The sequence below is a fragment of the Streptomyces sp. ISL-94 genome (assembly GCF_018614075.1).
Lineage (GTDB): Bacteria > Actinomycetota > Actinomycetes > Streptomycetales > Streptomycetaceae > Streptomyces.
Window position 1 is genome coordinate 16,000 of sequence record NZ_JAGGOZ010000005.1, and the last position, 25,685, is coordinate 41,684.

Here is a 25,685-nt window from a genome sequence, read left to right on the forward strand (position 1 = left end):
GCGGGGCGGCGGACACGGGACCGTTGAGTCATGACCACACGAGCAGTTCAGCCATCGACGTACGAGACTCAGCGTTCGGCCCCCGGCCTGGGAACCGGGCGGCAGATCCTGCGGGCGGTCGCCTTGGCCGCCACCGTGCCGTATCTGCTGCTCAAGACCGCCTGGCTGGCCGGGAGCCGGATCGGGATACCGGACGGCAGCGTGCTGTTGGACCCGGAGCCGTTCCTCATCGCGGCGAATGCCGTCACGGTGGCGATGGACGCCTGCGTGATCCTGCTCGTACTGGTGCTCACCAGGCCCTGGGGCATACGGGTGCCGTCCTGGACGCTCACCGTCCCGGTGTTCGCCGCGACCGGACTGCTGACTCCGATCCTCCTCGGTTTCCCGGGCCAACTGCTGATACGGGCACTGGGCTTCGGGGCGGATCCCGCCGCGGAGGCGGTGCGGGAGCCCTTCCTGGACCCCTGGGTGTTCAACGTCGTCTACACCGGATTCACGGTCCAAGGACTCGCCCTGGCCGTTCTGTTCGTGCCCTATGCGCGGGAGCGCTGGGGCCGGCGGTGGCAGGGCGTGACGGGGGAGAGGCTGCCGTCATCCACGGGGGTGGTGGCGGCAGCCGCGGCGGCGGCCGGCCTGGTGACAGCGGTGCTGTACGTGTACTGGGCCTGCGGCGGTACCGCCGGGCTGGATGCGGGGAGCGCGGCCGCGTACACCGCGGAGAGGGGTCTGGTGTCCGCGCTCCACGGGATGTGCGCGCTCGCCGCCGGAGTGGCGGCCGTGCTCCTGGCCCGCGGTGGTGCGCTTCCGGCGCGGTGGCCGCTGGGCCTCGCCTGGATCGGTGCGGCGGCGGGGACCCTGCACCTGGGGATCGGGGCGGTGATCAGCGGGCTCACCCTCGCGGTGCCGCCCATGGCGGTGGTGCTGATCGCGCTGCCGTTCGTGCACGGGCTGCGCGAGGCGCAGCTGGAGGTGGGCTGGTTCAGCACGGGCGCCGACCCGTACCTGGCCCCTCTGCTCGGGGCCGGGCTGCTGGCCGGGCTCGCCCTGTGCGCCGCCGGGGCCGGGGCGCTGCTGGCCCGGCTGGCGCCCGTACTGCTCGGGCCGACGGCCGCCGACCGGCTGGCCGCGGCCGAGGAGCGGGCCGCCGACCTGGCCGTGCGCAACCGGCTCGCCCGGGAGCTGCACGACGCGGTCGGGCACGCGCTGAGCGCCGTCACCCTCCAGGCGGTGGCCGCCCGCCGGGTGCTCGACAGCGACCCCGCCTTCGTACGGGAGGCGCTGGCCGCGATCGAGGACACCACCCGGCGGACGGTGGGCGAGCTGGACGCCGTACTGGGCCTGTTGCGGGACGGGGACCCGGCCCGGCCGGACGCCGCGCCCGCGCCGACCCTCGCCGCCGACCTCGACGGGCTGCTGGCCCGCACCCGGGCCGGCGGCACCCCCGTCACCGTTCACCAGGACCCCGGACCCGCCGGGGACTGGGAGGGCCTTCCGGCCATCGCCTCCCGCGAGGCGTACCGGATCGTCCAGGAGGGCCTCAGCAACGCACTGCGCCACGGCGCGGGCCCGGTGGAACTGCGGATCCGCGTCCAGGGCCGGGAAGCGACCGGACACCGTGAACTGGAGATCACCATGACCAATCCGCCCGCCGCACCGGAGGACCGGGAGCCCCGCACCACCGGGGGCCGCGGGCTGCGCGGCGCCGCCGAACGGGCCGCGCTTCTCGGCGGCAGCGTCGAGGCCGGCCCGCACGAGGGCCGGTGGCGGCTGCGGGCCGTGCTGCCGCTCGCCGGAGGCGACCGATGAGCGCACCGGCACCGGCGGTCCGGCCGCCCCTGCGCATCGTGCTCTGCGACGACGAGCGGATGGTGCGCACCGCCCTGCGGGTCATCCTCGAGGCCGAAGCCGACCTCGAGGTCGTGGGCGAGGCGGCCACCGGTGCCGAGGCCGTGCCGCTGGTCCGCTCCCTGGCGCCCGACGTGGTGCTGATGGACGTCAGGATGCCCGAGATCGACGGGATCCGGGCGACCGAGCAGATCCTCGCCACGATGGCCGAGCCGCCCCGCATCGTGGTCGTCACCACCTTCGAGAACGACTCCTACGTCTACGGCGCCCTGCGGGCGGGAGCCTGCGGCTTCCTCCTCAAGCGGGCCGACCCCGACGAGTTGATCGGCGCGGTGCGGCTGGTCGCCCGCGGCGACTCGCTGCTCTTCCCGGCCGCCGTCCGCTCCCTCGCCGCGGCGCATACGGCCGGCGCCCCGCCCGCCGCACCCTGGGTGGCCCGGCTCACCGACCGGGAGGCCGACGTCCTGCGCCTGATGGCCACCGGACTGTCCAACCACGAGATGAGCGAGCGCCTCGGGGTCGGTCCGCAGACGGTCAAGACCCACGTCGCGGCGGTCCTCGCCAAGACCGGCTCGCGCGACCGCACCCAGGCCGTCATCGCGGCCTACGAGGGAGGCTTCATGAAGAAAAGCTGAGAACCCCGCCACAATCGGGGCAGAGCGGAACGCCTGGTGCGGCTGGTGCGTCCTTCTGGGGGATGAACAAGACGATCAGGCGTGCGTCGGTCTTCTGTCTGCTTCTGGTGCTGGCCCTGCTGGTCCGTGTCACCTGGGTGCAGGCTTACCAAGGCCAGGCCCTCGCAGACGACAAGAACAACCGGCGAAACCTCATCGGGCAGTACGAGAACCCGCTGGGCAACATCATCGTGGGCGGGGAGGCGATCACCGGCTCCACCAAGACGGGCGGCAAGGACTTCGGCTACAAGCGGACCTACACCAACGGCCCGCTCTACGCGCCGATCACCGGCTACAGCTCTCAGGCCTTCGGCACGAGCATGCTGGAGGGCGTCTACAAGAACATCCTCAACGGCTCCGACAGCCGGCTGAAGACCATGATGGACATGCTCACCAACAAGCGGGCCGCCCCGGGCAACGTCCTGACCACCATCGACCCGGACGTGCAGAAGGCCGCGTACGACGCGCTCCAGGGCAAGCAGGGCGCCGCCGTCGCCATCGACCCCTCGACGGGCCGCATCCTCGGCGTCGTCAACAACCCCTCCTACGACCCGGGCCGGATCACGGGCGCCAACGACGAGGACGCCTGGAAGGAGCTGTCCGCCGACAAGGGCAAGGCGATGGAGAACGTCGCCCTGCGCAAGCCGCAGGCCCCCGGCTCCACCTTCAAGCTGGTCACCCTCGCCGCTGCGATCGAGAACGGGCTGGTCTCCTCCATCGACCAGAACACCTCCGTTCCCGGCGACTACACGATCCCCGGCACCAGGACCAAGCTGAAGAGCGAGGTCTCCGACGAGATGTGCAACAACGTCTCGCCGCGCACCGCCCTCAAGCTCTCCTGCAACAACGTCTTCGCCGACTTCGCGCACAGGCTGGGCCAGGACAAGATGCGCGCGATGGCCGAGAAGCTCGGCTTCAACACGCAGATCGACACCCCGGTCCGCACCAACCCGCCGAGCAAGTACCCGTCGAAGAAGATGTCGGTCGACCAGGTCGCCCAGACGGGTATCGGCCAGTTCGACGTGCAGGCCACCCCGCTCCAGATGGCGATGGTGACGGCCGCGATCGAGAACGGCGGCAAGCTCGTCGCCCCGCACATGGTCTCCGAGGTCACCGACGCCGGCGGCAACGTCCTGGAGAGCTTCAAGGACCCGAAGACCCAGCAGGTCATGAGCGAGAAGACCGCCTCGATGCTGCGCGACGCCATGCGGACGGTCGCCACCGAGGGAGGCGGCAAGAGCGCCCGGGTGCCGGGCGCCGAGGTGGGCGGCAAGACCGGTACCGCGCAGCGCGGTGTGAACAACAGCCTGCCGCCGCTGGCCTGGTTCACCTCGTACGGGAAGGCGGACGGCAAGCAGATCGCCGTCGCCGTCGTGATCGAGAACTCCGACACGGACCGCTCCGAGATCGGCGGCGGCAGACTGGCCGCCCCCATCGCCCAGAAGATGATGGAGGCGTGGCTGAAGAAGTAGCCGCGCGGGCCGTGCGGCCGGCGCGCCGGGAACCGTCACGGTTCCCGGCGCGTTTCCCCCTCCATGATCAGAACCGCGCGCCCCGACGACCTCGACGCGATCGCCGCCCTCCACACCCGGGCCCGCGCGACCTACTACAAGGGCCGCATTCCCGAGGAGGCCTACAGCGGCGCGGCCGAGCTCGCCCGCACCCGCGAGGGCTGGTCCCGGGCCGTCGCCCGCGCCCAGGCCGACGGCGGGGTCCTGTGCGCCGAGCAGGACGGCGAGCTCACCGGGGTCGCCGCCTTCCGCACCGCGGACGGCGAGACCACCCTCACCCAGCTCCACGTCGACCCGGCCCACTGGCGCAAGGGCACCGGAGCCGCCCTCCACGCCGCCTGCCTCGACGCCTGGCGCCGCGCCGGAATCCGCCGGGTCCGCCTCGAGGTCTACGCCCACAACCTCCGCGCCCAGGCCTTCTACGCCACCCACGGCTGGCTCCCGGACCCGCATGCCACCGCCTCCGGCTCCCACCGCGTCCTGTGGCTCTCGGTGCCCCCGCCGCCGTCCGGGGAATGAGACGAACCCCCAGGTCGTTGAAGCGGGAACTGTTTCATTCACCGGACCCGGAGAGAAGAAGGATCATGCGCGTCGAGATCTGGAGCGACATCGCCTGCCCCTGGTGCTACATCGGCAAGGCCCGTTTCACCAAGGGGCTGGCCGAGTTCGCGCACCGCGACGAGGTGGAGGTCGTCTTCCGGTCCTTCGAGCTCGACCCCAACGCCGCCAAGGGCGTCACCGCGCCCGTCACCGAGATGCTCGCCAAGAAGTACGGCCGCACCCTCGAAGAGGCCCGCGGTATGGAGGAGCACGTCGCGGCGAGCGCCCGTGCCGAGGGTCTGCAGTACCGGATCGACGGACGCGACCACGGCAACACCTTCGACATCCACCGCCTGCTGCACCTGGCAGAGGCCCGGGGCCTCCAGGAGGAGCTGCTGGACCTGGCCTACCGCGCCAACTTCGGCGAGGAGCGGTCCGTCTTCGACCCCGAGGTGCTGGTCGCGCTCGCCGTCGAGGCCGGGCTGGACGAGGCCGAGGCCCGCGCGGTCCTCGCCGACGACGCCGCCTATGCCGACCAGGTCCGGGCCGACGAGCGCGAGGCCGCCGAACTGGGCGCCAACGCCGTGCCGTTCTTCGTCCTCGACCGCCGCTACGGGATCTCCGGCGGGCAGCCGGCCGAGGTGTTCACCCGCGCACTGGAGCAGGCCTGGGCCGGGCGCGAGGTGCCCGAACCGGCCGCCGGCGCCGAGGCGTGCGAGCCCGACGGGGCGTGTGCCGTCCCGCACGTATAAGGATCTCTTGGGTGGCGCGCAGATAACTCGGCAATGGACTTTGGGTCTTTCCTGGCGCAGAGTTGAACCATGGATCTTGACCTCGCCGAAGCGGCCCGTGCCGAGTTCGCCCACTCCACCGTCTACCTGAACACCGCCAACTGCGGGGTGCTCCCGCGTTCAGCCGTCGCGGCCGTACGCGAGCTGACCGAGGCCATGGGGGCGGGAACCCCTGCCGGATTCGGCGACTTCGACCGCGTGAACCGGGTCCGGGCGGCCTTCGCCCGTCTCGTCGGCGTCGATCCCGGACGGGTCGCCATCGGCTCGGCCGTGGCCACGCACGTCGGCCTCGTCTCCGCGTCGCTCCCGCCCGGCGCCGAAGTCCTCTGCCCGGAGGGCGACTTCGCCTCCGTGATCAACCCCTTCGTGCTGCGGGGCGACCTCAAGGTCCGCTTCGCACCGCTGGAGTCCCTCGCCGAGGCCGTCGGCCGGGACACCGCACTCGTCTCGCTGAGCTCCGTGCAATCCGCGGACGGGCGGATGGCGGACCTGGCCGCCGTGCGCGCGGCGACCACGGCGCACGGGGCCCGGATGCTGGTGGACGCGACGCAGGCGGCGGGCTGGATGCCGTTCGACGCCTCCCCGTACGAGTACACGGTCACCGCCGGGTACAAGTGGCTGCTCGGCGCGCGCGGGGCCTCGTACCTGACCGTGTCGGAGGAGGCCCAGCACACCCTGACCCCGCTGCACGCCGGGTGGGTGGCGGCGGAGTCGATGTGGGACGCCACCTACGGGCCCATGCGCGAACTGGCCCACGACGCGTGGCGGTTCGACGAGTCCCCCGCCTTCCTCGCCTACCACGCGGCCGAGGCCTCGCTGGCCCTGCTGGAGCGGATCGGCATCGAGGCCATCCACGCCCACGACACCGCCCTGGCCGACCGCTACCGGGCCGGCCTCGCCCGCCTCGGCCACGAGCCGGTGCCCGGCGGGGCGGCCATCGTCTCGGTGCCGGGGCTCGCCGACCGGCAGCCCGCCCTCCAGGCAGCCGGCATCGCCACCTCGGCCCGCGCGGGCGCCCTGCGGGCCTCCTTCCACCTCTACACCACCGAGGCGGACGTGGACCGGCTCCTCGACGCCCTCTCCTGACCGGGGCCCTGAAGGAGCGAGCCGGCTCCGGCCGGGGCTGAGACCGGGGCCCGAGAGGGCGAGCCGGCTCAGGCCGCGGCCGCCCAGGCCGAGTCCGCCGCGGCGAGGGCCGTGCCGGGCTCGGCCCCCAGGGCCGCCGCGAGGGCCGTCAGCGAGGCCCGGACCACGGGCAGCGCCGCCGCCGTGCCGTAGTGGTTGACCCGCACCATCTCCTGCGCGAGCGCGCCGCCGCCCGCCGCGAGCGGGGCCGCCGGGTCCGCGGCCAGGGCCTTGGCCACTACGAGCGAGGCGTCCGCGACCCGCAGGGTGGTGGCCACCGGCGCCGCCTCCGAGGCCCGGCCCACATACGGGGCGATCCCCAGCTCCGCCGCGCCCGCGCGGGTCGCCGCCGCGGCGGCCGCGTGGCGGGCCGTCACCGAGGACAGCCCCTCCGCCGCGATCCGGTCCAGGCAGGCATCCAGCGCCAGCATCTCCAGCTGCGCCGGCGCGTGCGGCAAGGTGTGCCGCCCGCTGTCGATCCAGCGCTCCTTCCAGTCCAGGAGCGAGAGGTACGAGCGGCGCGGCGCCGCCGGGTTCTGCGAGAACCGGGCCCACGCGCGCTCCGAGACCGACACCGCGGACACGCCCGCCGGGCCGCCCATCGCCTTCTGCGCGCCGATCACGCACAGGTCCACGCCCCACGCGTCCGGGAGCAGCGGCTCCGCGCCCGCAGAAGCGACCGCGTCCAGCATGAACAGCGCCCCGTGCGCCCGTACGACCTCGCCGATCTCCGCCACCGGGTTCGTGTTGCCGGTCGCCGCCTCCGCGTGCACCAGCGAGACGAAGTCGATCTCCGGGTGCCCGGCCAGCGCCCGCGCCACCTGCTGCGCCGTCACCGCCGTGTCGAAGGGGACCGCCAGGTCCACCACCGTGGCGCCGCAGTGGCGCAGCCAGGTGCCGAAGGTGGTCCCGTAGGGGCCGGTGACGATGTTCAGCGCCGTCGAACCGGGCCGGGCGCCCGACCGGATGCACCCCTCCAGCGGCAGCAGCGCCTCGCCCTGGGTGATCACCACGTCCTGCCGGGTGGCGAGCAGGTCCGCGACCCCCTGCTCGATCGACGCGAAGCGCTCCGCGGTGAGCGGCGGGAGGTCCAGGAGGGGGTGCGTCACGGTGGTGCTCTCTTCGTCCGGGGTTACCCGCCGAGCGTACCGAGCCCGCACGTACAGTGCCGACATGAGCGATGTGAGCGATGTGCTGCACGTGAAGGGGCGGGTGCTGGTCGGGCCCGACGAGGTCCGCGACGAGCTCTGGGTGGTCGGGGGCCGGATCTCCTACGAGCGCCCGCGTGCCGCCCGGGAGATCACCACCGTGACCGGCTGGGCCCTGCCCGGACTGGTCGACGCGCACTGCCACGTCGGCCTGGACTCCCACGGTCCGGTCGACGCCGCGACCGCCGAGCGCCAGGCACTGACCGACCGGGACGCCGGCACCCTCCTCATCCGCGACGCCGGATCGCCGTCCGACACCCGCTGGATCGACGACCGCGAGGACCTGCCGAAGATCATCCGGGCCGGCCGGCACATCGCGCGCACCCGCCGCTACATCCGCAACTACGCCCACGAGATCGAGCCCGCCGACCTCGTCGCGTACGTGGGGCGCGAGGCGCGGCGCGGCGACGGCTGGGTGAAGCTGGTCGGCGACTGGATCGACCGCGAGGCCGGGGACCTGGCCGCCTGCTGGCCGCGCGCCGAGGTGGAGGCGGCCATCGCCGAGGCGCACCGGCTGGGTGCGCGGGTGACGGCCCACTGCTTCGCCGAGGACTCGCTGCGCGACCTGGTGGAGGCGGGCATCGACTGCATCGAGCACGCCACCGGCCTCACCGAGGAGACCATTCCGCTGTTCGCGGAGCGGGGGGTCGCGATCGTCCCGACGCTCGTGAACACCGCGACGTTCCCGAAGCTGGCGGCGGGCGGCGAGGCGAAGTTCCCCGACTGGTCGGCGCACATGCGGCGGCTCCACGAGAAGCGGTACGACACCGTCCGGGCCGCCTACGACGCGGGCATCCAGGTCTACGTCGGCACCGACGCGGGAGGCTCCCTGCCGCACGGCCTGGTCGCGGCGGAGGTGGCGGAGCTCGTGAAGGCCGGGATCCCGCCGCTGGACGCCCTCTCGGCGACGGCCTGGGCGGCCCGCGCGTGGCTCGGCAGGCCGGGTCTGACCGAGGGGGCGCCGGCGGACCTCGTGGTGTACGCCGCCGATCCGCGGGAGGACGTACGGGCGCTCGCGCAGCCGCTGCGGGTCGTCGTGAACGGCACGGTACGGGCCTGAGCGCCACGCCCGCACTGTCCGTCGCCGAACTCCCCCCGGACTGATGCCGGGTTGACGTCGCGTGACACAGGCGGTCCCTCGGTCGTTGTGAACGCCCCCGCGGTGAGCCGGGGTCCGGCGACTCTGTGAAAAGGGAGCACTCACGTTCTTCATGAGGCGGAGAAAATCGAATAGATGCATGGAAACCACCCTTTGGGGTGAACTCACGGCAGGTTGCCACCCGTTCACTCTCAGTGCGTAAAGATTCCGGGGACGAAGCCGTCGGCGCCCGCGATGTCCCCCATCGGCGGCGCGACGGCACCCATCTCCCCGGGGGTTCCACCACCTTGAACAGCAACACCTTCCGCATGCCCGCGGCCGTCCTGCTCGCCACGGGAGCGGTAGCCCTGCTCACCGCGCCGCCCGCCTCCGCCACGGGCGGCGGCGGTGCCGGTGCCGGGAGTGAGGGCAAGGCCGGCGCCGTCGTCCTGCGCACCGGACTGGACGTGGGCCTGCTCAACAAGACCGTGCACATCCCGCTGAAGGCGACCCTCAACGAGGTCAGCGCCCCGGCGGCCGCCGCCGAGAAGACGGCGCTGACGGTGACCCTGGACGGGGTCGAGGGGGGAGCGCCGGTCAGCGTGCTCCGTGCCGACGTGGCCACCTCCAAGGCGACCGCCGACAAGACCCGGGCCGTGGCGGAGGCCAACCTCGCCAAGGCCCGGGTGCACGTGCCGGGCCTGCCGGCGCTCTCGCTCATCGAGGTGGAGAAGGTCACCTCCAAGGCCGTCTGTGAGGCGGGCAAGCAGCCGGTGGCCAGCGCGAACGTCCTCGGGACGGTGACCGCGCTCGGCAAGAGGACCACCTTGTCGGCGGGCGGCCCCACCAAGGTCGAGGTCCCGGGCGTGGGCCTGGTCAGCCTGGAGCTGTCCGGCACGCAGACCACCTCCACCACGGCCGCCGCGGCCGCGCTGCGCCTGAAGGTGTCGGTGAACCCGCTGAAGCTCAACGTGGCGGAGGTGGAGGGCGAACTCGTACTCGCCGAGGCGCACTGCGAGTCCCCGACGGGGCCGGCGCCGACCCCGCCCGCGAAGCCGGACGTCAAGCCCCAGACCGGGACGGGGACCGGGCCCGGCGTCACCACCACCAACGCCAACCTGGCCGAGACCGGCGGCGGTTCGCTGACCCCGTACGTCGCGGGCGGCGCGCTGATCCTGCTCGGGATCGGGGCGGGCGCGCTCGTCGTGTCCCGGCGGGGCAGGGCCTCGTAGCGACGCCGGGGGCGCCGCCCGAGGAGCACACGGAGGGGAGTGCTCAGCGGGCGGCGTGCCCGCCGGACCGCCCGTCGCTCAGCGGGCGGCGTGCTCCAGGCCCTGCGCGGCCGCGCCGCGTGACATCACGGTGGCGGTGACCTGCTCGTCGATCCGGGCGTACTCGCTGCGCTTGGCGGCCGGGAGCGTGCTGTCCGAGGCCGCGCAGGAGGCGCAGACGACGCGGAACGGCGGCCCCATGTCCGAGTACTGCGTGAGGAATTCGGCCTTCACCACCTCCCAGCGGCCCGTGTGGGCGGCCGCCGGGGCGAAGGTGAAGCGGGGGATGGACGACTGGTTGCCGCGCAGCTTGTCGGCCGGTACGAAGCTGGCGACCTGGTCGCCCATGCCGAAGACCACCCAGGTGCCGTTGATCTTCTCGTAGGGCTGCGGCACGTGGTTGTGGGTGCCGAGGATCAGATCGATGTCGGGGAGGCCGTCGGCGCCGCGGGAGGCGGTCAACGCCTGCGCCAGCTCGCGCTGCTGCTCATCGGGCGCGGTCTGCCACTCGGTCCCCCAGTGGACGCTCACCGCCACCACGTTCGCGCCGGCCGCCCGGGCGGCGCGGGCGTCGGCTATGACCCGCTCCTTGTCGAGCAGGTTGACGGCCCACGGCTTGTCCTGGGGGAGCGGAATGCCGTTCGTGCCGTACGTGTACGAGAGCTGGGCGACCTTCGCGCCGCCGGCCGAGAGCAGCGCCGGGGCCGTGGCCTCTTGCGCGCTGCGCGCCGAGCCGACGTGCCCGACGCCGACCCGGTCGAGGTGTTCGAGGGTGCGGGCGACACCGTCGTAGCCGTCGTCCAGGGTGTGGTTCGAGGCGGTCGAACAGCTGTCGTACCCGGCGTCCTTGAGGGCGTCGGCCAGCTGATGGGGGGCCTTGAAGGTCGGGTAGCCGGTGTAGGGGCCGCCGGGCCGCCCGTACGGTATCTCGTGATGGCACATCGCCAGGTCGGCGGCGGAGACCAGGGGCTTGACCCCGGCGAGTATCTTGCGGAAGTCGTACTCCCCGCTCTGTCCGGCATCGTCAGCCGACCGCTGGACGATCGACGGGTACGGGATGATGTCGCCCGTCGCCACCAGGGTGAACGGCTGCCCGGCGGGGGCGGCGCTCGCCGCCGCGGAGGGCTCGGCCTGGTCCGGCTTGGCCTGGAGCCGCTGCTCGGACGAGGCGGGCGCGCGGCCGTCGCCGTCGCCGTCCAGGAGCCGTGGCACGGCGAGGATCCCGCCGCCCACGACGGCCAGCCCGGCCACGGCCGCGCCTATCTTGGCGGATGCCTTCATTCCCAACCCCCGATGTCATGTGCCGATGTGCCGATGTGCCGATGTGCTGATGCGGGGGATCTTTCCCAGCCCCCGCCCCCGGAGCCACCGTAGGTAGGCCATGCGGGTGATGCCGTTCGCGGCGCGCGGGACGGCGCGCGGCTCGGGCGGTGGCCGCCAGGGTCAGCGCGCGGCCAGCGAAAGGGCGTGGTCCATGGCCTGGAGCAGCCGGCCCGTCGTCGCCCGGTCGCGGACCGCCAGCCGGAGCCAGGAGTGGTCCAGCCCCGGGAAGGTGTCCCCGCGGCGGACGGCGAAGCCCAGCGCGCGCAGCCGGGTGCGGACCTCCGCCCCGCCCGCCACCTGGATCAGGACGAACGGCCCCTCCGCCACCCCGACGGCCGTGATCTCCTCGAACTCCGCGAGCCCGGCCAGCAGATGCGCCCGGTCCACCGCGATCCGCCGTGCGGCCTCCTCCGCCTCGGCCAGCGCCGCCGGAGCCACACAGGCTTCGGCCGCCACCAGCGCCGGCGTGGACACCGGCCACAGCGGCTGCGCCGCCGCCAGCTTCGCGATGACCTCCGGCTCCGCCAGCACGTAGCCGATCCGCAGCCCCGCCAGCCCCCACGTCTTCGTCAGGCTCCGCAGCACCACCAGCCCCGGCACGTCCATCCGCCCGGCGAGCGCCTCCCGCTCGCCCGGGACGGCGTCCATGAACGCCTCGTCCACGACCAGGATCCGGCCCGGGCGGGCCAGCGCGGCCAGCGTCGCCGCCGGGTGCAGGACCGACGTCGGGTTGGTCGGGTTGCCGACCACCACCAGGTCCGCTTCCTCGGGCACCGCCGCCGGGTCCAGCCGGAACCCGTCCGCCGCCCGCAGCACCACCCGCTCCACCCGGTGCCCGGCGTCCCGCAGGGCCGCCTCCGGCTCGGTGAACTGCGGGTGCACCACGACCGGCCGTACGGCGTCCAGGGCCCGCGCGATGAGCACGAAGGCCTCCGCCGCCCCGGCCGTCAACAGCACCCGCTCGACCGGAAGCCCGTGCCGATCCGCCACCGCCGCGCGGGCGGGCCGGCCGTCGGGGTATGCGGAGAGATCCCCGAGGGACGCCGCGATCCGCTGTTTGAGCCACTCCGGGGGTGTGTCCGCCCGTACGTTGACCGCGAGGTCCACCAGCGCCGAGCCCGCGTCCATCACCTCCGCGTCCCCGTGGTGGCGCAGGTCGTGCGCCTGAGCCGTGGCCACCGCGCAGGTCGCCGCCACCGACCGCCGTTTCGGTACGAGGAGTTCCCCGCCTCCCGCGAGCGCCGCCGCCTCCGCCACCGAGGGCGTGCCGGCGGCAGTGCGCGCCGCATCCGAGGGATGCGGCACGGCGATCGCGGCCAGCTGCTCGGCGGGGTAGCTGAGGAGGGGCACGCCGAAACGTTTCGCCGCGCCCGCTATCCCCGGCTCGCCCGCCTTCGCGTCCACCGTGGCCAGCGCCGTCACCGCCCCCGAGGCCAGTCCGGCCCCCCGCAGCGTCTCCTCGACCAGGGCGCACACCTCCGCCACGGAAACCCCCGCGCGTCCGCCGACCCCGACCACCAGCTGCGCGTCGTACTCGCCCACCGGGGATCCTCCCTCCGTAGTCACCGTCACCGTCACCGTCACCGGCCCGTCACCGCCACCGGTCAGTCGTGCCAGTCGTGCCCGTGGCATCCGCCGTGTCCGTCGCGTCCGCCGTGTCCGTCGTCAACAGTCCGCCACAGGCCGCCCGCGCGCGGAAGTGCGCGCGGGGCGAGGAGTCGGTATTCAGGGGCACATGGCCGTGATGGTGGCGCTGGGCGCGTTCCTGATGACCCTGGCGGGCGGATGGACGGCGCAACGCGTCACCGACCGCCGCCACCTCGTGCTGGGCCTGGCCGGCGGGCTCATGCTCGGCGTCGTCGGCCTCGACCTGCTCCCCGAAGCCCTCCACGCGGCGGGCGCCGAGATCTTCGGTGTGCCCCTCGCCCTGCTGCTCTTCGTGGCCGGATTCCTCGTGGCGCACGTCGTGGAGCGGCTCTTGGCCGTACGCCAGGCCGCGCACGGCGCCGAGAACGGGATCCGCGTCCCTCAGGTCGGGCTGACGGCCGCCGCCGCGATGGTCGGCCACAGCCTCGCCGACGGCGTGGCGCTGGGTGCGGCCTTCCAGGTCGGCGGGGGCATGGGCGTGGCCGTGGCCCTGGCCGTCATCACCCACGACTTCGCCGACGGGTTCAACACCTACACCCTGACCAGCCTCTACGGGAACGCCCGCCGCAAGGCCCTGCTGATGCTCTTCGCGGACGCCGCCGCGCCGGTGGTGGGCGCGGCGTCCACTCTGCTGTTCACCCTTCCGGAGGAACCGCTCGGCGCGTACCTCGGCTTCTTCGGAGGGGTCCTCCTGTACCTGGCGGCCGCCGAGATCCTGCCCGAGGCGCACCACAAGCACCCCGCCCTGTCCACGCTGATGTGCACGGTGGGCGGCGTGGCCGGGATCTGGCTCGTGGTGGGCCTCGCGGACTGATCTCACGGCCGGGCCGCCGCCGCTTCGGCGAAGCGCAGGGCGACGGACGGCTCGGCCGCCCAGTGCGTGTGCAGATAACTCGCGTGCACACCCCGCTGTACGAAGCCCTCGACGCGGCGGTCCGGGTGGGTGAACCCCCATGCGGGGGCCGTACCGGCGCCGGGCTCGATCACCGTGCGGTGGAACTCGTGCCCGCGCAGCCGGGTCCCGGCGGGCGCGAGCGCGCTGTCGGACACCGCCACCGCCTCGCGGTAGCCGAGGGTGAGGCGCTCGGACATCCGGGCGTCGGCGTCGAGCACCCCGCACATGGGCTTCCCGTCCAGCGAGCGGGCCAGGTACAGCAGCCCGGCGCACTCGGCGGCCACCGGGCCGCCGGCCGCGGCGAAGCGGGCGACGGCCTCGCGGAGCGGTTCGTTGGCGGACAGCTCGGGGGCGTACACCTCGGGGAATCCGCCGCCGATCACCAGGCCGGCGGTTCCCTCGGGGAGGGCCTCGTCCCGCAGGGGGTCGAAGGTGACGACCTCCGCCCCTGCCGCGGTGAGCAGCTCCGCGTGCTCGGCGTACGAGAACGTGAACGCCGCCCCGCCCGCGACGGCGATCACCGGCCGCCGGCCGGGGCTGCGCGCCGGCGCAGTCGCCGGAGTCCACGCGTCGGTGGACAACGGCGGGGCTGTACGGGCCAGGGCCATCAGGGCGTCGAGGTCGCAGCCCGCCCGGACCTGCGCGGCCAACGCCGAAACCGCGGCGAGCGCGTCGGCCCGCCGCTCGGCGACCGGAACCAGGCCCAGGTGCCGCGAGGGGGCGGCCACCTGGGGAGCCCGCCGCAGGACGCCGAGCACCGGCATCCCCGCCTCCTCCAGGGCCTCCCGCAGCATCGCCTCGTGCCGGTCGGAGCCGACCTTGTTCAGGATCACGCCCCCCAGCCGCACCTGCGGGTCGAAGGACGCGAAGCCGTGCACCAGCGCCGCCACCGAGCGCGACTGCGAGGACGCGTCGACCACCAGCACCACCGGCGCCCGCAGCAGCTTCGCCACCTGCGCCGTCGACGCCAGCTCACCCCGGCCCGCGGCCCCGTCGTACAGCCCCATCACGCCCTCGACGACCGCGAGGTCGCACCCGGCGGCCGCGTGCGCGAACAGCGGAGGCACCAGCTCCGGCCCGCACATGAAGGCGTCCAGGTTGCGGCCCGGCCGGCCGGTGGCCAGCGCGTGGTAGCCGGGGTCGATGTAGTCGGGCCCGGCCTTGTGCGGGGACACCGCGAGGCCGCGTTCCGAGAAGGCCGCCATCAGCCCCGTGGCCACGGTGGTCTTGCCGCTGCCGGAGGACGGCGCGGCGACGACCAGCCGGGGAACGTTGAACGAGGTCACCACTCGATGCCCTTCTGGCCCTTCTGGCCGGCGTCCATCGGGTGCTTGACCTTGGTCATCTCGGTGACGAGGTCCGCGAACTCCAGCAGTTTCTCCGGCGCGTTGCGGCCGGTGATCACCACGTGCTGGGTCCCGGGACGGCTGCGCAGCACCTCGATGACCTCGTCGACGTCGATCCAGCCCCAGTGCATCGGGTACGCGAACTCGTCGAGCACGTACAGCCGGTGCGTCTCGGCGGCCAGATCCCGCTTGACCTGCTCCCAGCCCTCCTTGGCCGCCTGCTCGTTGTCGAGCTGCGCGTCCCGCTGGACCCAGGACCAGCCCTCGCCCATCTTGTGCCAGACGACGGAGCCGCCCTCGCCGGAGGCGCCGAGCACCTTGAGCGCGTTCTCCTCGCCGACCTTCCACTTCGCCGACTTGACGAACTGGAACACCCCGATCGGCCAGCCCTGGTTCCAGGCGCGCAGCGCCAGCCCGAAGGCCGCCGTGGACTTGCCCTTGCCGGGGCCGGTGTGGACGAAGACGAGCGGACGGTTGCGGCGCTGGCGCGTCGTGAGTCCGTCGTCCGGAACGACGGACGGCTGTCCCTGAGGCATTACGCGGCCCTCCTGTTGGTGTCGGATGCGGCAGATGCCACTGCGGTACGTACGTTCTTCACGAGCCCGGCCAGCGAGTCGGCCCGCAGCCCGTCGAGCGTGACGGCGGGTCCGCCGAGGTCGGCGGCGAGCACCCCGGCCAGCCCCAGCCGGACCGGCCCGGACTCGCAGTCCACGACCACCGATGCGACCCCTTCGGCCTGGAGCAGCCGGGCACTGCGCGCCGAGAGCGCGCGCGGGTCCCCGCCGACGGCACCGGCCGAGGTGGCCCGCCCGTCGGTGACCACCACGAGCAGCGGCCGGCGCGAGGGATCGCGCAACCGCTCGATCCGCAGCACCTCGCGGGCCTTGAGCAGCCCCGCGGCGAGCGGGGTGCGGCCGCCGGTGGGCAGCCGCTCCAGCCGGGTCGCGGCGGCGTCCACCGAGGAGGTGGGCGGCAGGGCCAGCTCGGCCGTGGCTCCCCGGAAGGTGATCAGGCCGACCTTGTCCCGGCGCTGGTAGGCGTCCATCAGCAGCGACAGCACGGCGCCCTTGACCGCGCTCATGCGCTGCCGGGCGGCCATCGAGCCGGAGGCGTCGACGACGAAGAGGACCAGGTTGCCCTCGCGGCCCTCCCGCGTGGCCTGGCGCAGGTCGTCCTTGCGGATCACCAGGCCGGGGCCGCTGCGCCCGCGCGCCTTCTGGTGCGGGGCGGCCGCGTGCACGGTGGCCGCCAGGTGCAGCTTGCCCAGGTGGCCCCGGGGACGCTGGGCCCCGGTGGTCCGGCCGTGCGCGGTGCGGGCGCGCGAACGCCGCCCGGCGGCGCCCTCACCGAGCCCCGGCACGCTCAGCATCCTGGTCCGGAACGGCTCGGAGGCGCGTACTGCGGCCTGTTCGGGCCCGCCGGCTCCTTGGGCGGAGGGCTGCGGGGCCTCGGGGGCGTCCGCGGGGGCGCTCTCGGTGGACTCCGGCTCCGGCGGGGTGTCGGACGCCTGGGGGCCGCTGCCCTGCGGGGGCACTGCGCCGCCCCCGTCGGGACCGCCGCCGTCGCCCCCGTCACCGCCGTCCGGGCCCTCGGGCCCCGGCTCGGGATCGGGATCCGGCTCCGGCTCCGGCTCCGGTTCATCGTCGTCGAACCGGTCCAGGATCTCGTCCAGCTTGTCCTCGTCCAGGCCCGGCGCGTCGAAGGGGTTGCGGCGGCGCCGGTGGGGGAGCGCCAGCAGCGCGGCCTGCCGTACGTCCTCCTTCCGTACGTCGGTCCGCCCGTCCCACGCGGCCAGCGCGGTCGCGGTCCGGGCCATCACGATGTCGGCCCGCATGCCGTCGACCTCGAAGGCGGCGCAGGTCGCGGCGATCTGGAGCAGTGCGGTGTCGCCGAGCGCCACCTTGGGGAGCAGGGCCCGCGCGGCGACCACCCGGGCCCGTACGTCCCGTTCGTCATCGGCCCAGCGGGTCGCGAAACCGGCCGGGTCGTCCTCGTAGGCGAGCCGGCGGCGCACCACCTCGACGCGCTGGGCGGGCTCGCGGGAGGCGGCGACCTCGACGGTCAGCCCGAAGCGGTCCAGGAGCTGCGGCCGCAGCTCGCCCTCCTCCGGGTTCATCGTGCCGACGAGCAGGAACCGGGCGGCGTGCCGGACGGAGACGCCCTCGCGCTCGACGTACGAGGCGCCCATCGCGGCGGCGTCCAGGAGGAGGTCGATCAGGTGGTCGTGCAGCAGGTTGACCTCGTCGACGTACAGGATCCCGCGGTGCGCGTCGGCGAGCAGCCCGGGCTCGAAGGCCTTCACGCCTTCCGCGAGGGCCCGTTCGATGTCGAGGGCCCCGACGAGCCGGTCCTCGGAGGCGCCGACGGGCAGCTCCACCATGCGGGCCGGCCGGGCCTGGCCCGGGCCGGGCTCGTGCGGGCCGTCGGGGCAGGCCGGATCCGGCGCGCCGGGCGCGCACGAGAACCGGCAGCCGGGCACGACGTCCACCTGCGGCAGCAGCGCCGACAGCGCGCGGACGGCGGTGGACTTGGCCGTCCCCTTCTCGCCGCGCACGAGGACGCCGCCGACCGCCGGGCTCACGGCGTTGAGCAGGAGCGCCAGCCGCAGGTCGGTCTGGCCGACCACTGCGGTGAACGGGTAGGGCGTGCTCATACGGGGGCCCCTCCTTCGTGTGTACGGGTATGCGTGCGCGGGCGGGAGTCGGGGCGGGCGGGGTGATCCGGAGCGGGCGGGCGCGCGGCTCGGGGGCGGGTGGCCGCTGCGCGAGGCAGTCCCCTACCCGCCCTTCCACCGTTCCCCGGGGCTCCGCCCCGGACCCGTTCGCGTCTGCGGCGCCGCTGTCGGGGGCCGGTCGTGTCCCCGTCCGCCTTCAGGTGCGCCACTGCCGGCCCCGCCGGCGTTTGAGGCGCGGGGTCCGGGGCGGAGCCCCAGCGAACGGGCGAAGGGCGGGCAGGGGACAGGCCCCGCAGGGCCCGGCCCGTCACGGGGCGCCCGGCGGGAGGAAGGGGAGCCCGGCCGGAGCCCCGGACTCGATCAGCCGAAGCAGCGCACGCGTATCGGCGTGCTCCTCGATCAGGTCGCCCAGCAGGTCCAACTGCTGCTCCCGCAGGGCGGAGAACGACGTGTCCGGCGCCGGGACGAAGCGGCGGCCCGCGGCCGAAGCCACCTCACGGAGGAACGCCCGGCGGAAGCCGTCCGACTCCAGCGAGCCGTGCCAGTGCGTCCCCCACACCGCTCCGACCCGGCACCCGTCCAGAAACGGCTCGCCGCCCAGGACTTCCGCCACCCCGTGGTGGATCTCGTACCCCTCGACCGGCTCTCCCAGCGCGGACCCGACCGGCCGCGCCAGGGTCTTCTCCCGCTCGAAGCGGACGCGTACGGGCAGCAGCCCGAGGCCGTCCACCACCCCCGCCCGGGACTCGACCTCGTCGGATATCCGCTCGCCCAGCACCTGGAACCCGCCGCAGATGCCCAACACCGGACGGCCCTGCGCGGCCCGCCGCACCAGCGCGTCCGCGAGCCCCCGCTCCCGGAGCCACTCCAGCGCCTTCACCGTGCCCCGCGTACCCGGTACGACGACCAGGTCCGCGTCGGCCAGCTCCTCGGCCCGGTCCACGAACCGCACCACGACCCCCGGCTCCGCCGCCAGCGCGTCGACGTCCGTGAAGTTCGACATCAGCGGCACCGCGCACACGGCGACCCGCAGCAGGTCCTCGCCGACCGGTGGCGCCACCACCGATTCCCGCACGGCGCCCCGCAGGGAGGCCCTCCCCCAGCCTCCGGCCGGGGGGACCCCCATGCCGTCCTCCTCGTCGATGCCCAGCCCGTGCCGGTAGGGCAGCACCCCGTACGTCGATCGCCCCGTCAGCCCGCGCAGCATCTCCATGCCCGGTTCCAGCAGCGAGACGTCCCCGCGGAACTTGTTCACCAGGTAGCCCGCGATCAGCGACTGGTCCTCCGGCGACAGCAGCGCCGTCGTCCCGAAGAAGGACGCGAAGACCCCGCCCCGGTCGATGTCCCCGACCACGACCACCGGGAACCGCGCGGCCCGCGCGATGCCCATGTTCACGATGTCGGTCCGGCGCAGGTTGATCTCGGCCGGACTCCCCGCCCCCTCGCAGATCACGGCGTCATACGTGCCCCGCAGCTGCTCCAGGCAGTCCGTGACGATGCCGAGGAGCTGCTCCTGCCGGCCCCCGTGGTAGCCGCGGGCGCTCATCTCCCCGACCGGCTTGCCCAGCAGCACCACCTGGCTGCTGCGGTCGCTGCCGGGCTTGAGCAGCACCGGGTTCATCAGCGCGGTCGGCTCCACCCGGGCCGCCTGGGCCTGCATGGCCTGGGCGCGGCCTATCTCGGCGCCCTCCCGGGTCACGAAGGAGTTCAGCGACATGTTCTGCGCCTTGAAGGGCGCCACCTTCACGCCCTGCCGGGACAGCCAGCGGCAGATGCCCGCCGTGACCACGCTCTTGCCCGCGTCCGACGTGGTGCCCGCGACCAGCAGTCCGCCGCCGCGCTTCGCGCCGTTCATGCGCGTCCCTTCCGTCCTCGTGCCGCCAGCGCCCGGACCGCCACACAGGCGCCCAGGGCCAGCCAGGTGACCTGCCGCGACAGCCGCACGGCCCGCTCGATGTCCGCGACCTCCACCGGCCGGCCCGCCGCGCCGTTCAGCACCGCCCGGTGCTCGACGCGCCCGCCGTAGGCCAGCGTTCCGCCGAGCCGTACGCCGAGGGCCCCCGCGAAGGAGGCCTCCACGGGACCGGCGTTCGGGCTCGGGTGCTCGGCGGCGTCCGCGCGCCAGGCCCGTACGGCTCCCCGCCGGTCGGGGCCGGCCAGGACGGCGGCCAGCGCGGTCAGCCGGGCCCCCGGCCAGCCGGCCAGGTCGTCGAGCCGGGCGGAGGCCCAGCCGTAGCGCAGGTAGCGGGGGGACTTGTGGCCGACCATCGCGTCGAGGGTGTTCACGGCGCGGAAGGCCAGCAGGCCGGGGACCCCGGCGACGGCGCCCCACACCAGGGCGCCGACCACCGCGTCGGAGGTGTTCTCCGCGACCGACTCGACCACGGCGCGGGCCATCTGCTGCTCGTCCAGGGCCTGCGGGTCGCGCCCGCACAGGTGCGGCAGCCGCTCCCGGGCCACCTCGGCGTCCCCGGCGGCGAGCGCGCCGCCGATGGCGCGGGCCTCCCGGCCGAGCGAGGTGCCGCCCACGACGGCCCACGTCGCGGCGGCGGTCAGCGCGATACGGGCGGCAGCGGGCCGGGAGCGCACGGCGCGGGCGCCCAGCGCGCCGACGGCGGCCGCGCCCCCGGCGCAGATCAGGGTGTGCAGGACGCCCCGCGCGCGGTCGTCGCGCCACAGGGCGCTCTCGACGGCGGCGGCGGCTCGTCCGAAGGCGGCCACGGGGTGCCCCCGGCGCGGATCCCCGAGGATCCGGTCGCCGATCAGGCCCGCCGTGACGCCGTACGCGAAGACGCGGTCGGCACGCATGGTGGCAGGTATGTCCTCACTCAGGGTCCGCGCCCTGGTTCGACGTGTCCGGCGGCGAGAGTTCCTGGCTCCCGGGTCGCACAGGCGGTGTGCGCTCCCCGGTGACAGTGGCGGGACCGCGCCGGATTCGCACCGGACTTCCTCTCCATGCCGCCGTATTGGCTCGGGCAGTCCACCACGCACCGCGAACGCCCGTCAACTCGCCGTTGACCTGCGCTGCGGCTGCCAGGTGACTGCCGCCGGGCCGCCGTGGCGCCCGCGCCGGTACACGCGAAAGCTCCCCCCGGGAGGAACCCGGAGGGAGCTTCACCGCTGGTGTGTCAGGCGACGATCAGGTAGATCCCGTACGCCACGGCCCCCGCGACGAGCGCGAAGCAGGCGTACGCCCCGCTGCGGGCCAGGGTGGCGGTGCCGCCCTGCTCGGTGGCGGTCTCGTGCTTGGAGAGGCCCACGAGACCCAGGGTGAACAGGGCCACGAGCGCGACGGTGGCGGAGAGGCTGACCCCGAAGACGGAGCCGAGTGCTGCCCAGTCGATCTTCATACTGCCGTTTCCTCTGTAGGTCTCGGTCAGACCGCGGCGGCCGGAGCCGGCGCGGCCGTCGGGGCTGTCGTCTCGGCCGGGATGGTGGCCTTGAGGTCCTCGTCCGTGACCGCGGCGGTCGTACCGGCCGCGGCGACGGTCGGCGGGACGGTGACGGCGGCGATCGCCGTGGTGACGACACCCGGCTCCTCGGCGCCGGCCGGCCGCACGTCGTTGACGTTGTGGTGGTCGACGACCTGGCGCCGGGAGATGAGCCAGATGGCGGCGCACGCGGCGACCAGGAAGACCGCGACGGCGGCCACGCCGACGTCACCGGTGCGCATGACCAGCTCGGCGCCGGAGGCGACGAGGGCGGCGGCCGGCAGGGTCAGGCCCCAGGCGATGAACATGCGGGTGGCGGTGGACCAGCGGACCACGCCGCCCTTGCGTCCCAGGCCCGCGCCCATGACCGCGCCGGAGCACGCGTGGGTGGTGGAGAGGGAGAAACCGAGGGAGGAGGAGGCCAGGATGACGCTCGCGGCCGAGGTCTGGGCCGCGAAGCCCTGCTGCGGCTGGAGGTCGGTCAGGCCCTTGCCCATGGTGCGGATGATGCGCCAGCCGCCCAGGTAGGTGCCCATCGCGATGGCCATGCCGGCGGAGACGATGACCCAGACCGGCGGGTTCGAGCCGGGAGCGAGAGCGCCTCCGGCGACGAGCGCCAGGGTGATGATGCCCATCGTCTTCTGCGCGTCGTTGGTGCCGTGCGCGAGCGAGACGAGACTGGCCGAGGCGATCTGACCGGCGCGGTAGCCCTTGGTGGAGGTCTTCTCGCCGACCTTGCCGCCCAGCTTGTACGTGACCTTGGCGGCCAGCATCGCGGCCACACCGGCCACGATCGGCGCGGCGACCGCGGGGATGAGCACCTTGGTGACGACGACGCTGCCGTTGACGGCGTCGAGGCCGGCGGAGGCGACCGCGGCACCGATCAGGCCGCCCATCAGGGCGTGGGAGGAGCTGGAGGGCAGTCCGACCAGCCAGGTGACGAGGTTCCAGAGGATCGCGCCGACCAGGGCGGCGAAGATCACCTCTGGCTGGATGCCTTCCTCGTTGACCAGGCCCTTGGAGATCGTCTTGGCGACCTCCACGGACATGAACGCGCCGACGAGGTTGAGCACGGCGGACATGGCCACCGCCGTCTTGGGCTTGAGAGCGCCGGTCGAGATGGTGGTGGCCATCGCGTTGGCTGTGTCGTGGAAACCGTTCGTGAAGTCGAACACGAGAGCGGTGATGATCACGATCCCGAGGAGAAGCGTTACGTGCTCCATTTACCCAGGCTTCTGTTTGACGTCAGTGGCTCGGCGACCGTAGGCAACCTGGATGAACGGAAGGTGAACTGACCCGGGCGGATCGGTGTACTGGGACGGCGCGCGATCGGGCTGTTCATCCCGGTTCTGTCATAGATATGTCGATTAATGCACGTCAAAGCAGGGTGAACGAACCCCTCCGCTCGGCCGATCCGCCCCCTCGGTCCCCCTTCCGGAACCTCGGATGAGACCTACATCACTTCCTTTGCGTCCCACGCGCCCCACGAGCGGAACGACCTCCTCCGGTGGCCCGCCGGAGCCTGCGCCTCGACACTGGAGCGGTGCGTACCGCCACAGCGACGGCAGCGGCCGTCACCACCGCCCTCCTGGGAGTCGGCGCGGCCGCGGTCGCGGGCGCCCGGTACGCCGCCGACGCGGCCCTGCGCCCCGAGCCGGGGCGCCCCCTGCCCGGCGGGCCGCGCCTCAGCGTCCACTCCACCGCCCCCGGCCGGGTCGTCCTGACCCTTTCCCAGCCTTCGGCCGGGGGTGCCCCCATCCTGAGCTCCCTGCGCCCCGGTACGTACGGACTGGACGCCCCCGGGGTGCACGCGGTGGTCGGGCCGGTCCTCCCCGGCGCCGACCACGAACCGGACACCGTCGTGCGCCGGCTCCTCGCCGTCACCCACGGCAGCCTCGACCCCGGCACCCGCGTCACCCTCACCCCCCAGGTCCACCTCGGGAACCCGCGCACCGCCCTCGGCCTCGACCACGCCGACGTGGACATCCCCGGGGAGCTCGGCGCGCTGCCCGCCTGGTTCGTGCCCGCCGCCTGGGACACCTGGGTCATCACCGTGCACGGGCTCGGCAGCAGCCGGGAGCACCCGATGGTGGTCATGCCCTTCCTGCACCGCCAACGGCTTCCCGTCCTCGACCTCGCCTACCGCGGGGACCTCGGCGCCCCCCGCTCCCCGGACGGCCTCGGCCACCTCGGCGAGTCCGAGTGGCGGGACGTGGACGCCGCCATCCGCTACGCCCTGCGCCACGGCGCCCGGCGCGTGGTCCTGCACGGCTGGTCCACCGGCGCCGCCATGGCCCTCCGCGCCGCCGAGCGCTCGGCGCTCGCCGACCGGATCTCCGGGCTGGTGCTGGACTCGCCCGTACTCGACTGGCACGCCACCCTGCGCGCCCTCGTCGCGGCGCGCCGCACCCCTGCCGTGGTACTGCCGCTCGCGGTCCTGGCCGCCGAGGGCCGCGCGGGACTGCGCGCCGACCGCCGGGCCCCGGGCGCGGACCCCGGCGCGCTGCGCGTTCCCGTACTGGTCTTCCACGGCCCGGACGACACGCTCGCCCCCTGGGGGCCCTCCCGCCGGCTCGCCGCCGCCCGCCCCGACCTCGTCACCCTGCGCACCGTGCGCGAGGCCGGGCACGGGGCCATGTGGAACGCGGACCCGGCCGGGTACGAGGAGGCGCTGCGCCGTTTCCTGACCCCCCTCATGTGACGTGGCGGTGAAGGGCGTGCGGCGGCCGCGGCCCCGAGGGCCGTTCGTGCCGGTATGCACCCACGCCGGGGAGTGGAAGCGGCCGGTTCCGTTTGGGCTTTCGGCCGGTGACGGGCGAGACTGCTTCCGTGACGTCCCGAAAGCCTGATGAGCAGTTGGCTCGCGACTCCAGACTCCGACTCGTCTCCCCGCGTTCCGTCGCCGCGGCCCGCAAGGCGGTGACGGACCGACGTACCCGGCCCGCCCCGAGGCCTCCGGCGGGCACGCCCGCCACGGCCGACCTCGCGAACCGGGCCCGGGCCTCGCTCGCCGACGCCGTACGCCTGACCCGCTGGGCCGAGCGCAACCTCGGTGCCGGGGACGGGGGGCGGCCCGCGCCCGCGGGCGCCCTGCCCGCCGCCGACGTCGAACGTGCCGCCGGGGAACTGAACCTGACGCACGGCCAGATCAGAGTCGGCTGGGACCGCGCCCGCCTCGCCGGCCTCGTCGAGGTGCACGGCGGCCACGCCCGGCCGGGCTGGCGACTGCGCGCATGGGACCGCGACGACGCCGCCGTACTGCGCGGCTGGGTCGCGCTCTTCGACGCCTGGTCGCTCGTCCACCCGGCCCCCGCCGACATCGCCCCCGCGGACGTCGCCGAGGTGGTCGAGGCGATGCCCCAACTCCTTTCCCTGCTCCAGCTGTCAGCCGGCCCCGTGAGCGTCCCCGACCTCCTCGACCTGCTGGGGCAGCGCGTCACCGAACTGCGCGACGAGCGGTGCGAAGTCCCGTACGACGCGGAGCCCGCAGCGGACCGGACCGACGAGCCGGGAACCTCTGCCGGGGCCTCTGCCCCGGCCGAGGCCCCGGCCGCCGGCTCAGCCGAGAGCCGGCCTGTTCCGCTCGCCCGGCTGCTGCGCTGGGCGCTCGGCGGACTCGCCGCCGTGGACGCCGTCACCCTCGGCCCCGCCCGCGCCACCCTCACCCCGCTGGGCAGTTGGGCGGTCTGGGTCAAGCTGGAGCAGATCTGCGTCGCCGCGCAGAGCCCCGCCGGGAACATCGAGCAGTCCGCCGCCGCCATGCTGCACGGCTGCGCCCGGCTCACCCCGGGCCCGGCCCGCGCCGAGTACCAGGCCTGGCTCGCCGCCCGCCCCGTCGGGCACGCCGTGACCGAGCTCCTCCAGGCCGCCCGCGGCGAGGACGCCCTGCTGCGCGGCCTCGCCTTCGAGGCGCTGCGCGTGGTCGGCGCCCCGGCCGAGCCCGAGGTGCGCGCCACCGTACGGGAACCCGCCTTGCGCCCCTACGCCCTGCTCTGGCTCGCCGAGCACGACGGGGTCGACCCCGACGAGGCGCAGGGCGTACTCACCCCCGAGGAGTCGACCTGGCTCTGGGTGGACACGGCGGCGGCCATCGCCGACCACGGGGAGGCCGGCCTGCTGGCCCGCCACCTCGACTCCGCCGTCCGGACCACGGTCCCCCGGCTGCTGGACGAGGTCCGGGCGGTCGGGCATCCGCGCACCGTGCAGGTCCTGGTCGCCCTGGCCGCGGCCCATCCCGACCCGGCGCTGGCCAAGGCGGTCCGCAGGGCCGCCTTCCAGGTCCACACCGGCGGCGCCTAGTGCTGTGGCCGGAAGGGTGTGCCGGGG

Annotated in this window: 20 protein-coding genes, 1 pseudogene and 1 riboswitch; of the genes and pseudogenes, 11 read left to right on the forward strand and 10 right to left on the reverse strand. The window is 74.4% G+C overall.

Annotation, left to right across the window (positions count from 1 at the left end; all coding sequences use genetic code 11):
• Positions 1-585 precede the first annotated feature (585 nt).
• The 6 genes from J7E94_RS01250 to J7E94_RS01275 all read left to right on the forward strand — a co-directional run bounded on the left by J7E94_RS01250 (position 586) and on the right by J7E94_RS01275 (position 6,447).
• Positions 586-1,806 carry a sensor histidine kinase gene (locus tag J7E94_RS01250; protein WP_374224366.1) on the forward strand — a complete coding sequence of 407 codons (1,221 nt, stop codon included), beginning with the start codon at positions 586-588 and terminating at the stop codon, positions 1,804-1,806.
• A complete protein-coding gene (locus tag J7E94_RS01255; protein ID WP_215011492.1) occupies positions 1,803-2,480 on the forward strand; it encodes a response regulator transcription factor in 678 nt (225 codons plus the stop codon). Before J7E94_RS01250 ends, J7E94_RS01255 begins: the two co-directional genes overlap by 4 nt.
• A gap of 62 nt (positions 2,481-2,542) precedes the next feature.
• Complete coding sequence (locus J7E94_RS01260) at positions 2,543-3,991, forward strand: penicillin-binding protein 2 (RefSeq protein WP_215011494.1); 1,449 nt, start codon at positions 2,543-2,545, stop codon at positions 3,989-3,991.
• Positions 3,992-4,054: 63 nt separating this feature from the next.
• The gene (locus J7E94_RS01265; RefSeq protein WP_215011496.1) at positions 4,055-4,549 is read left to right on the forward strand and encodes a GNAT family N-acetyltransferase; all 495 of its coding nucleotides are present in this window, start codon (positions 4,055-4,057) and stop codon (positions 4,547-4,549) included.
• Between the two features lie 65 nt (positions 4,550-4,614).
• Positions 4,615-5,322 carry a DsbA family oxidoreductase gene (locus J7E94_RS01270; RefSeq protein WP_215011498.1) on the forward strand — a complete coding sequence of 236 codons (708 nt, stop codon included), beginning with the start codon at positions 4,615-4,617 and terminating at the stop codon, positions 5,320-5,322.
• Between the two features lie 69 nt (positions 5,323-5,391).
• Complete coding sequence (locus J7E94_RS01275; RefSeq protein ID WP_215011500.1) at positions 5,392-6,447, forward strand: aminotransferase class V-fold PLP-dependent enzyme; 1,056 nt, start codon at positions 5,392-5,394, stop codon at positions 6,445-6,447.
• Positions 6,448-6,515: 68 nt separating this feature from the next.
• Here J7E94_RS01275 and J7E94_RS01280 read toward each other — a convergent pair whose 3' ends face one another.
• Positions 6,516-7,595, reverse strand: a complete 1,080-nt coding sequence (locus J7E94_RS01280) for an aminotransferase class V-fold PLP-dependent enzyme (RefSeq protein ID WP_215011502.1) — start codon at positions 7,593-7,595, stop codon at positions 6,516-6,518.
• Between the two features lie 64 nt (positions 7,596-7,659).
• Here J7E94_RS01280 and J7E94_RS01285 point away from each other — a divergent pair, with 64 nt between their 5' ends.
• Entirely contained in the window at positions 7,660-8,754 is a 1,095-nt protein-coding gene (locus tag J7E94_RS01285; protein WP_215011504.1) for an amidohydrolase family protein, read from the forward strand.
• Positions 8,755-9,080: 326 nt separating this feature from the next.
• The gene (locus J7E94_RS01290; protein WP_215011506.1) at positions 9,081-10,004 is read left to right on the forward strand and encodes an SCO1860 family LAETG-anchored protein; all 924 of its coding nucleotides are present in this window, start codon (positions 9,081-9,083) and stop codon (positions 10,002-10,004) included.
• 78 nt (positions 10,005-10,082) lie between these two features.
• On the opposite strand, the gene J7E94_RS01295 is transcribed toward J7E94_RS01290, so the two are convergent.
• Together J7E94_RS01295 and cobC are read right to left on the reverse strand one after the other, a co-directional pair.
• Positions 10,083-11,324: a CapA family protein gene (locus tag J7E94_RS01295; protein ID WP_215011508.1), complete on the reverse strand. Its 1,242-nt coding sequence runs from the start codon at positions 11,322-11,324 to the stop codon at positions 10,083-10,085.
• A gap of 162 nt (positions 11,325-11,486) precedes the next feature.
• Positions 11,487-12,908 carry an Rv2231c family pyridoxal phosphate-dependent protein CobC gene (gene cobC / locus J7E94_RS01300; RefSeq protein ID WP_308344353.1) on the reverse strand — a complete coding sequence of 474 codons (1,422 nt, stop codon included), beginning with the start codon at positions 12,906-12,908 and terminating at the stop codon, positions 11,487-11,489.
• Positions 12,909-13,101: 193 nt separating this feature from the next.
• Between cobC and J7E94_RS01305 the strand changes: the two genes are divergently transcribed.
• Complete coding sequence (locus J7E94_RS01305) at positions 13,102-13,827, forward strand: ZIP family metal transporter (protein ID WP_215011513.1); 726 nt, start codon at positions 13,102-13,104, stop codon at positions 13,825-13,827.
• Positions 13,828-13,829: 2 nt separating this feature from the next.
• Here the strand turns inward: J7E94_RS01305 and J7E94_RS01310 are convergent, their stop codons facing one another.
• The 7 genes and pseudogenes from J7E94_RS01310 to J7E94_RS01340 form a co-directional block, all read right to left on the reverse strand.
• Complete coding sequence (locus tag J7E94_RS01310; RefSeq protein ID WP_215011515.1) at positions 13,830-15,197, reverse strand: cobyrinate a,c-diamide synthase; 1,368 nt, start codon at positions 15,195-15,197, stop codon at positions 13,830-13,832.
• The gene (gene cobO / locus J7E94_RS01315) at positions 15,191-15,790 is read right to left on the reverse strand and encodes a cob(I)yrinic acid a,c-diamide adenosyltransferase (RefSeq protein ID WP_215011517.1); all 600 of its coding nucleotides are present in this window, start codon (positions 15,788-15,790) and stop codon (positions 15,191-15,193) included. Before cobO ends, J7E94_RS01310 begins: the two co-directional genes overlap by 7 nt.
• The gene (locus tag J7E94_RS01320; protein ID WP_215011519.1) at positions 15,790-17,907 is read right to left on the reverse strand and encodes a putative cobaltochelatase; all 2,118 of its coding nucleotides are present in this window, start codon (positions 17,905-17,907) and stop codon (positions 15,790-15,792) included. Before J7E94_RS01320 ends, cobO begins: the two co-directional genes overlap by 1 nt.
• A gap of 224 nt (positions 17,908-18,131) precedes the next feature.
• A pseudogene (locus tag J7E94_RS01325) lies at positions 18,132-19,783 on the reverse strand (cobyric acid synthase); the annotation flags it as partial.
• On the reverse strand, positions 19,780-20,736 hold the full coding sequence (locus J7E94_RS01330) for a cobalamin biosynthesis protein (protein WP_215011523.1): 957 nt from the start codon (positions 20,734-20,736) through the stop codon (positions 19,780-19,782). The gene J7E94_RS01330 and the pseudogene J7E94_RS01325, both read right to left, overlap by 4 nt.
• Positions 20,737-20,794: 58 nt before the next feature.
• Positions 20,795-20,881: riboswitch (cobalamin riboswitch) on the reverse strand.
• 175 nt (positions 20,882-21,056) lie between these two features.
• A complete protein-coding gene (locus tag J7E94_RS01335; protein WP_215011525.1) occupies positions 21,057-21,278 on the reverse strand; it encodes a hypothetical protein in 222 nt (73 codons plus the stop codon).
• Between the two features lie 26 nt (positions 21,279-21,304).
• A complete protein-coding gene (locus J7E94_RS01340) occupies positions 21,305-22,582 on the reverse strand; it encodes an inorganic phosphate transporter (protein ID WP_215011527.1) in 1,278 nt (425 codons plus the stop codon).
• Positions 22,583-22,902: 320 nt separating this feature from the next.
• On the opposite strand from J7E94_RS01340, the gene J7E94_RS01345 reads away from it, so the two are divergent.
• A complete protein-coding gene (locus tag J7E94_RS01345) occupies positions 22,903-24,060 on the forward strand; it encodes a S9 family peptidase (RefSeq protein WP_215011529.1) in 1,158 nt (385 codons plus the stop codon).
• A gap of 128 nt (positions 24,061-24,188) precedes the next feature.
• Entirely contained in the window at positions 24,189-25,658 is a 1,470-nt protein-coding gene (locus J7E94_RS01350) for a hypothetical protein (protein ID WP_374224365.1), read from the forward strand.
• The last annotated feature ends 27 nt before the right edge of the window (positions 25,659-25,685 follow it).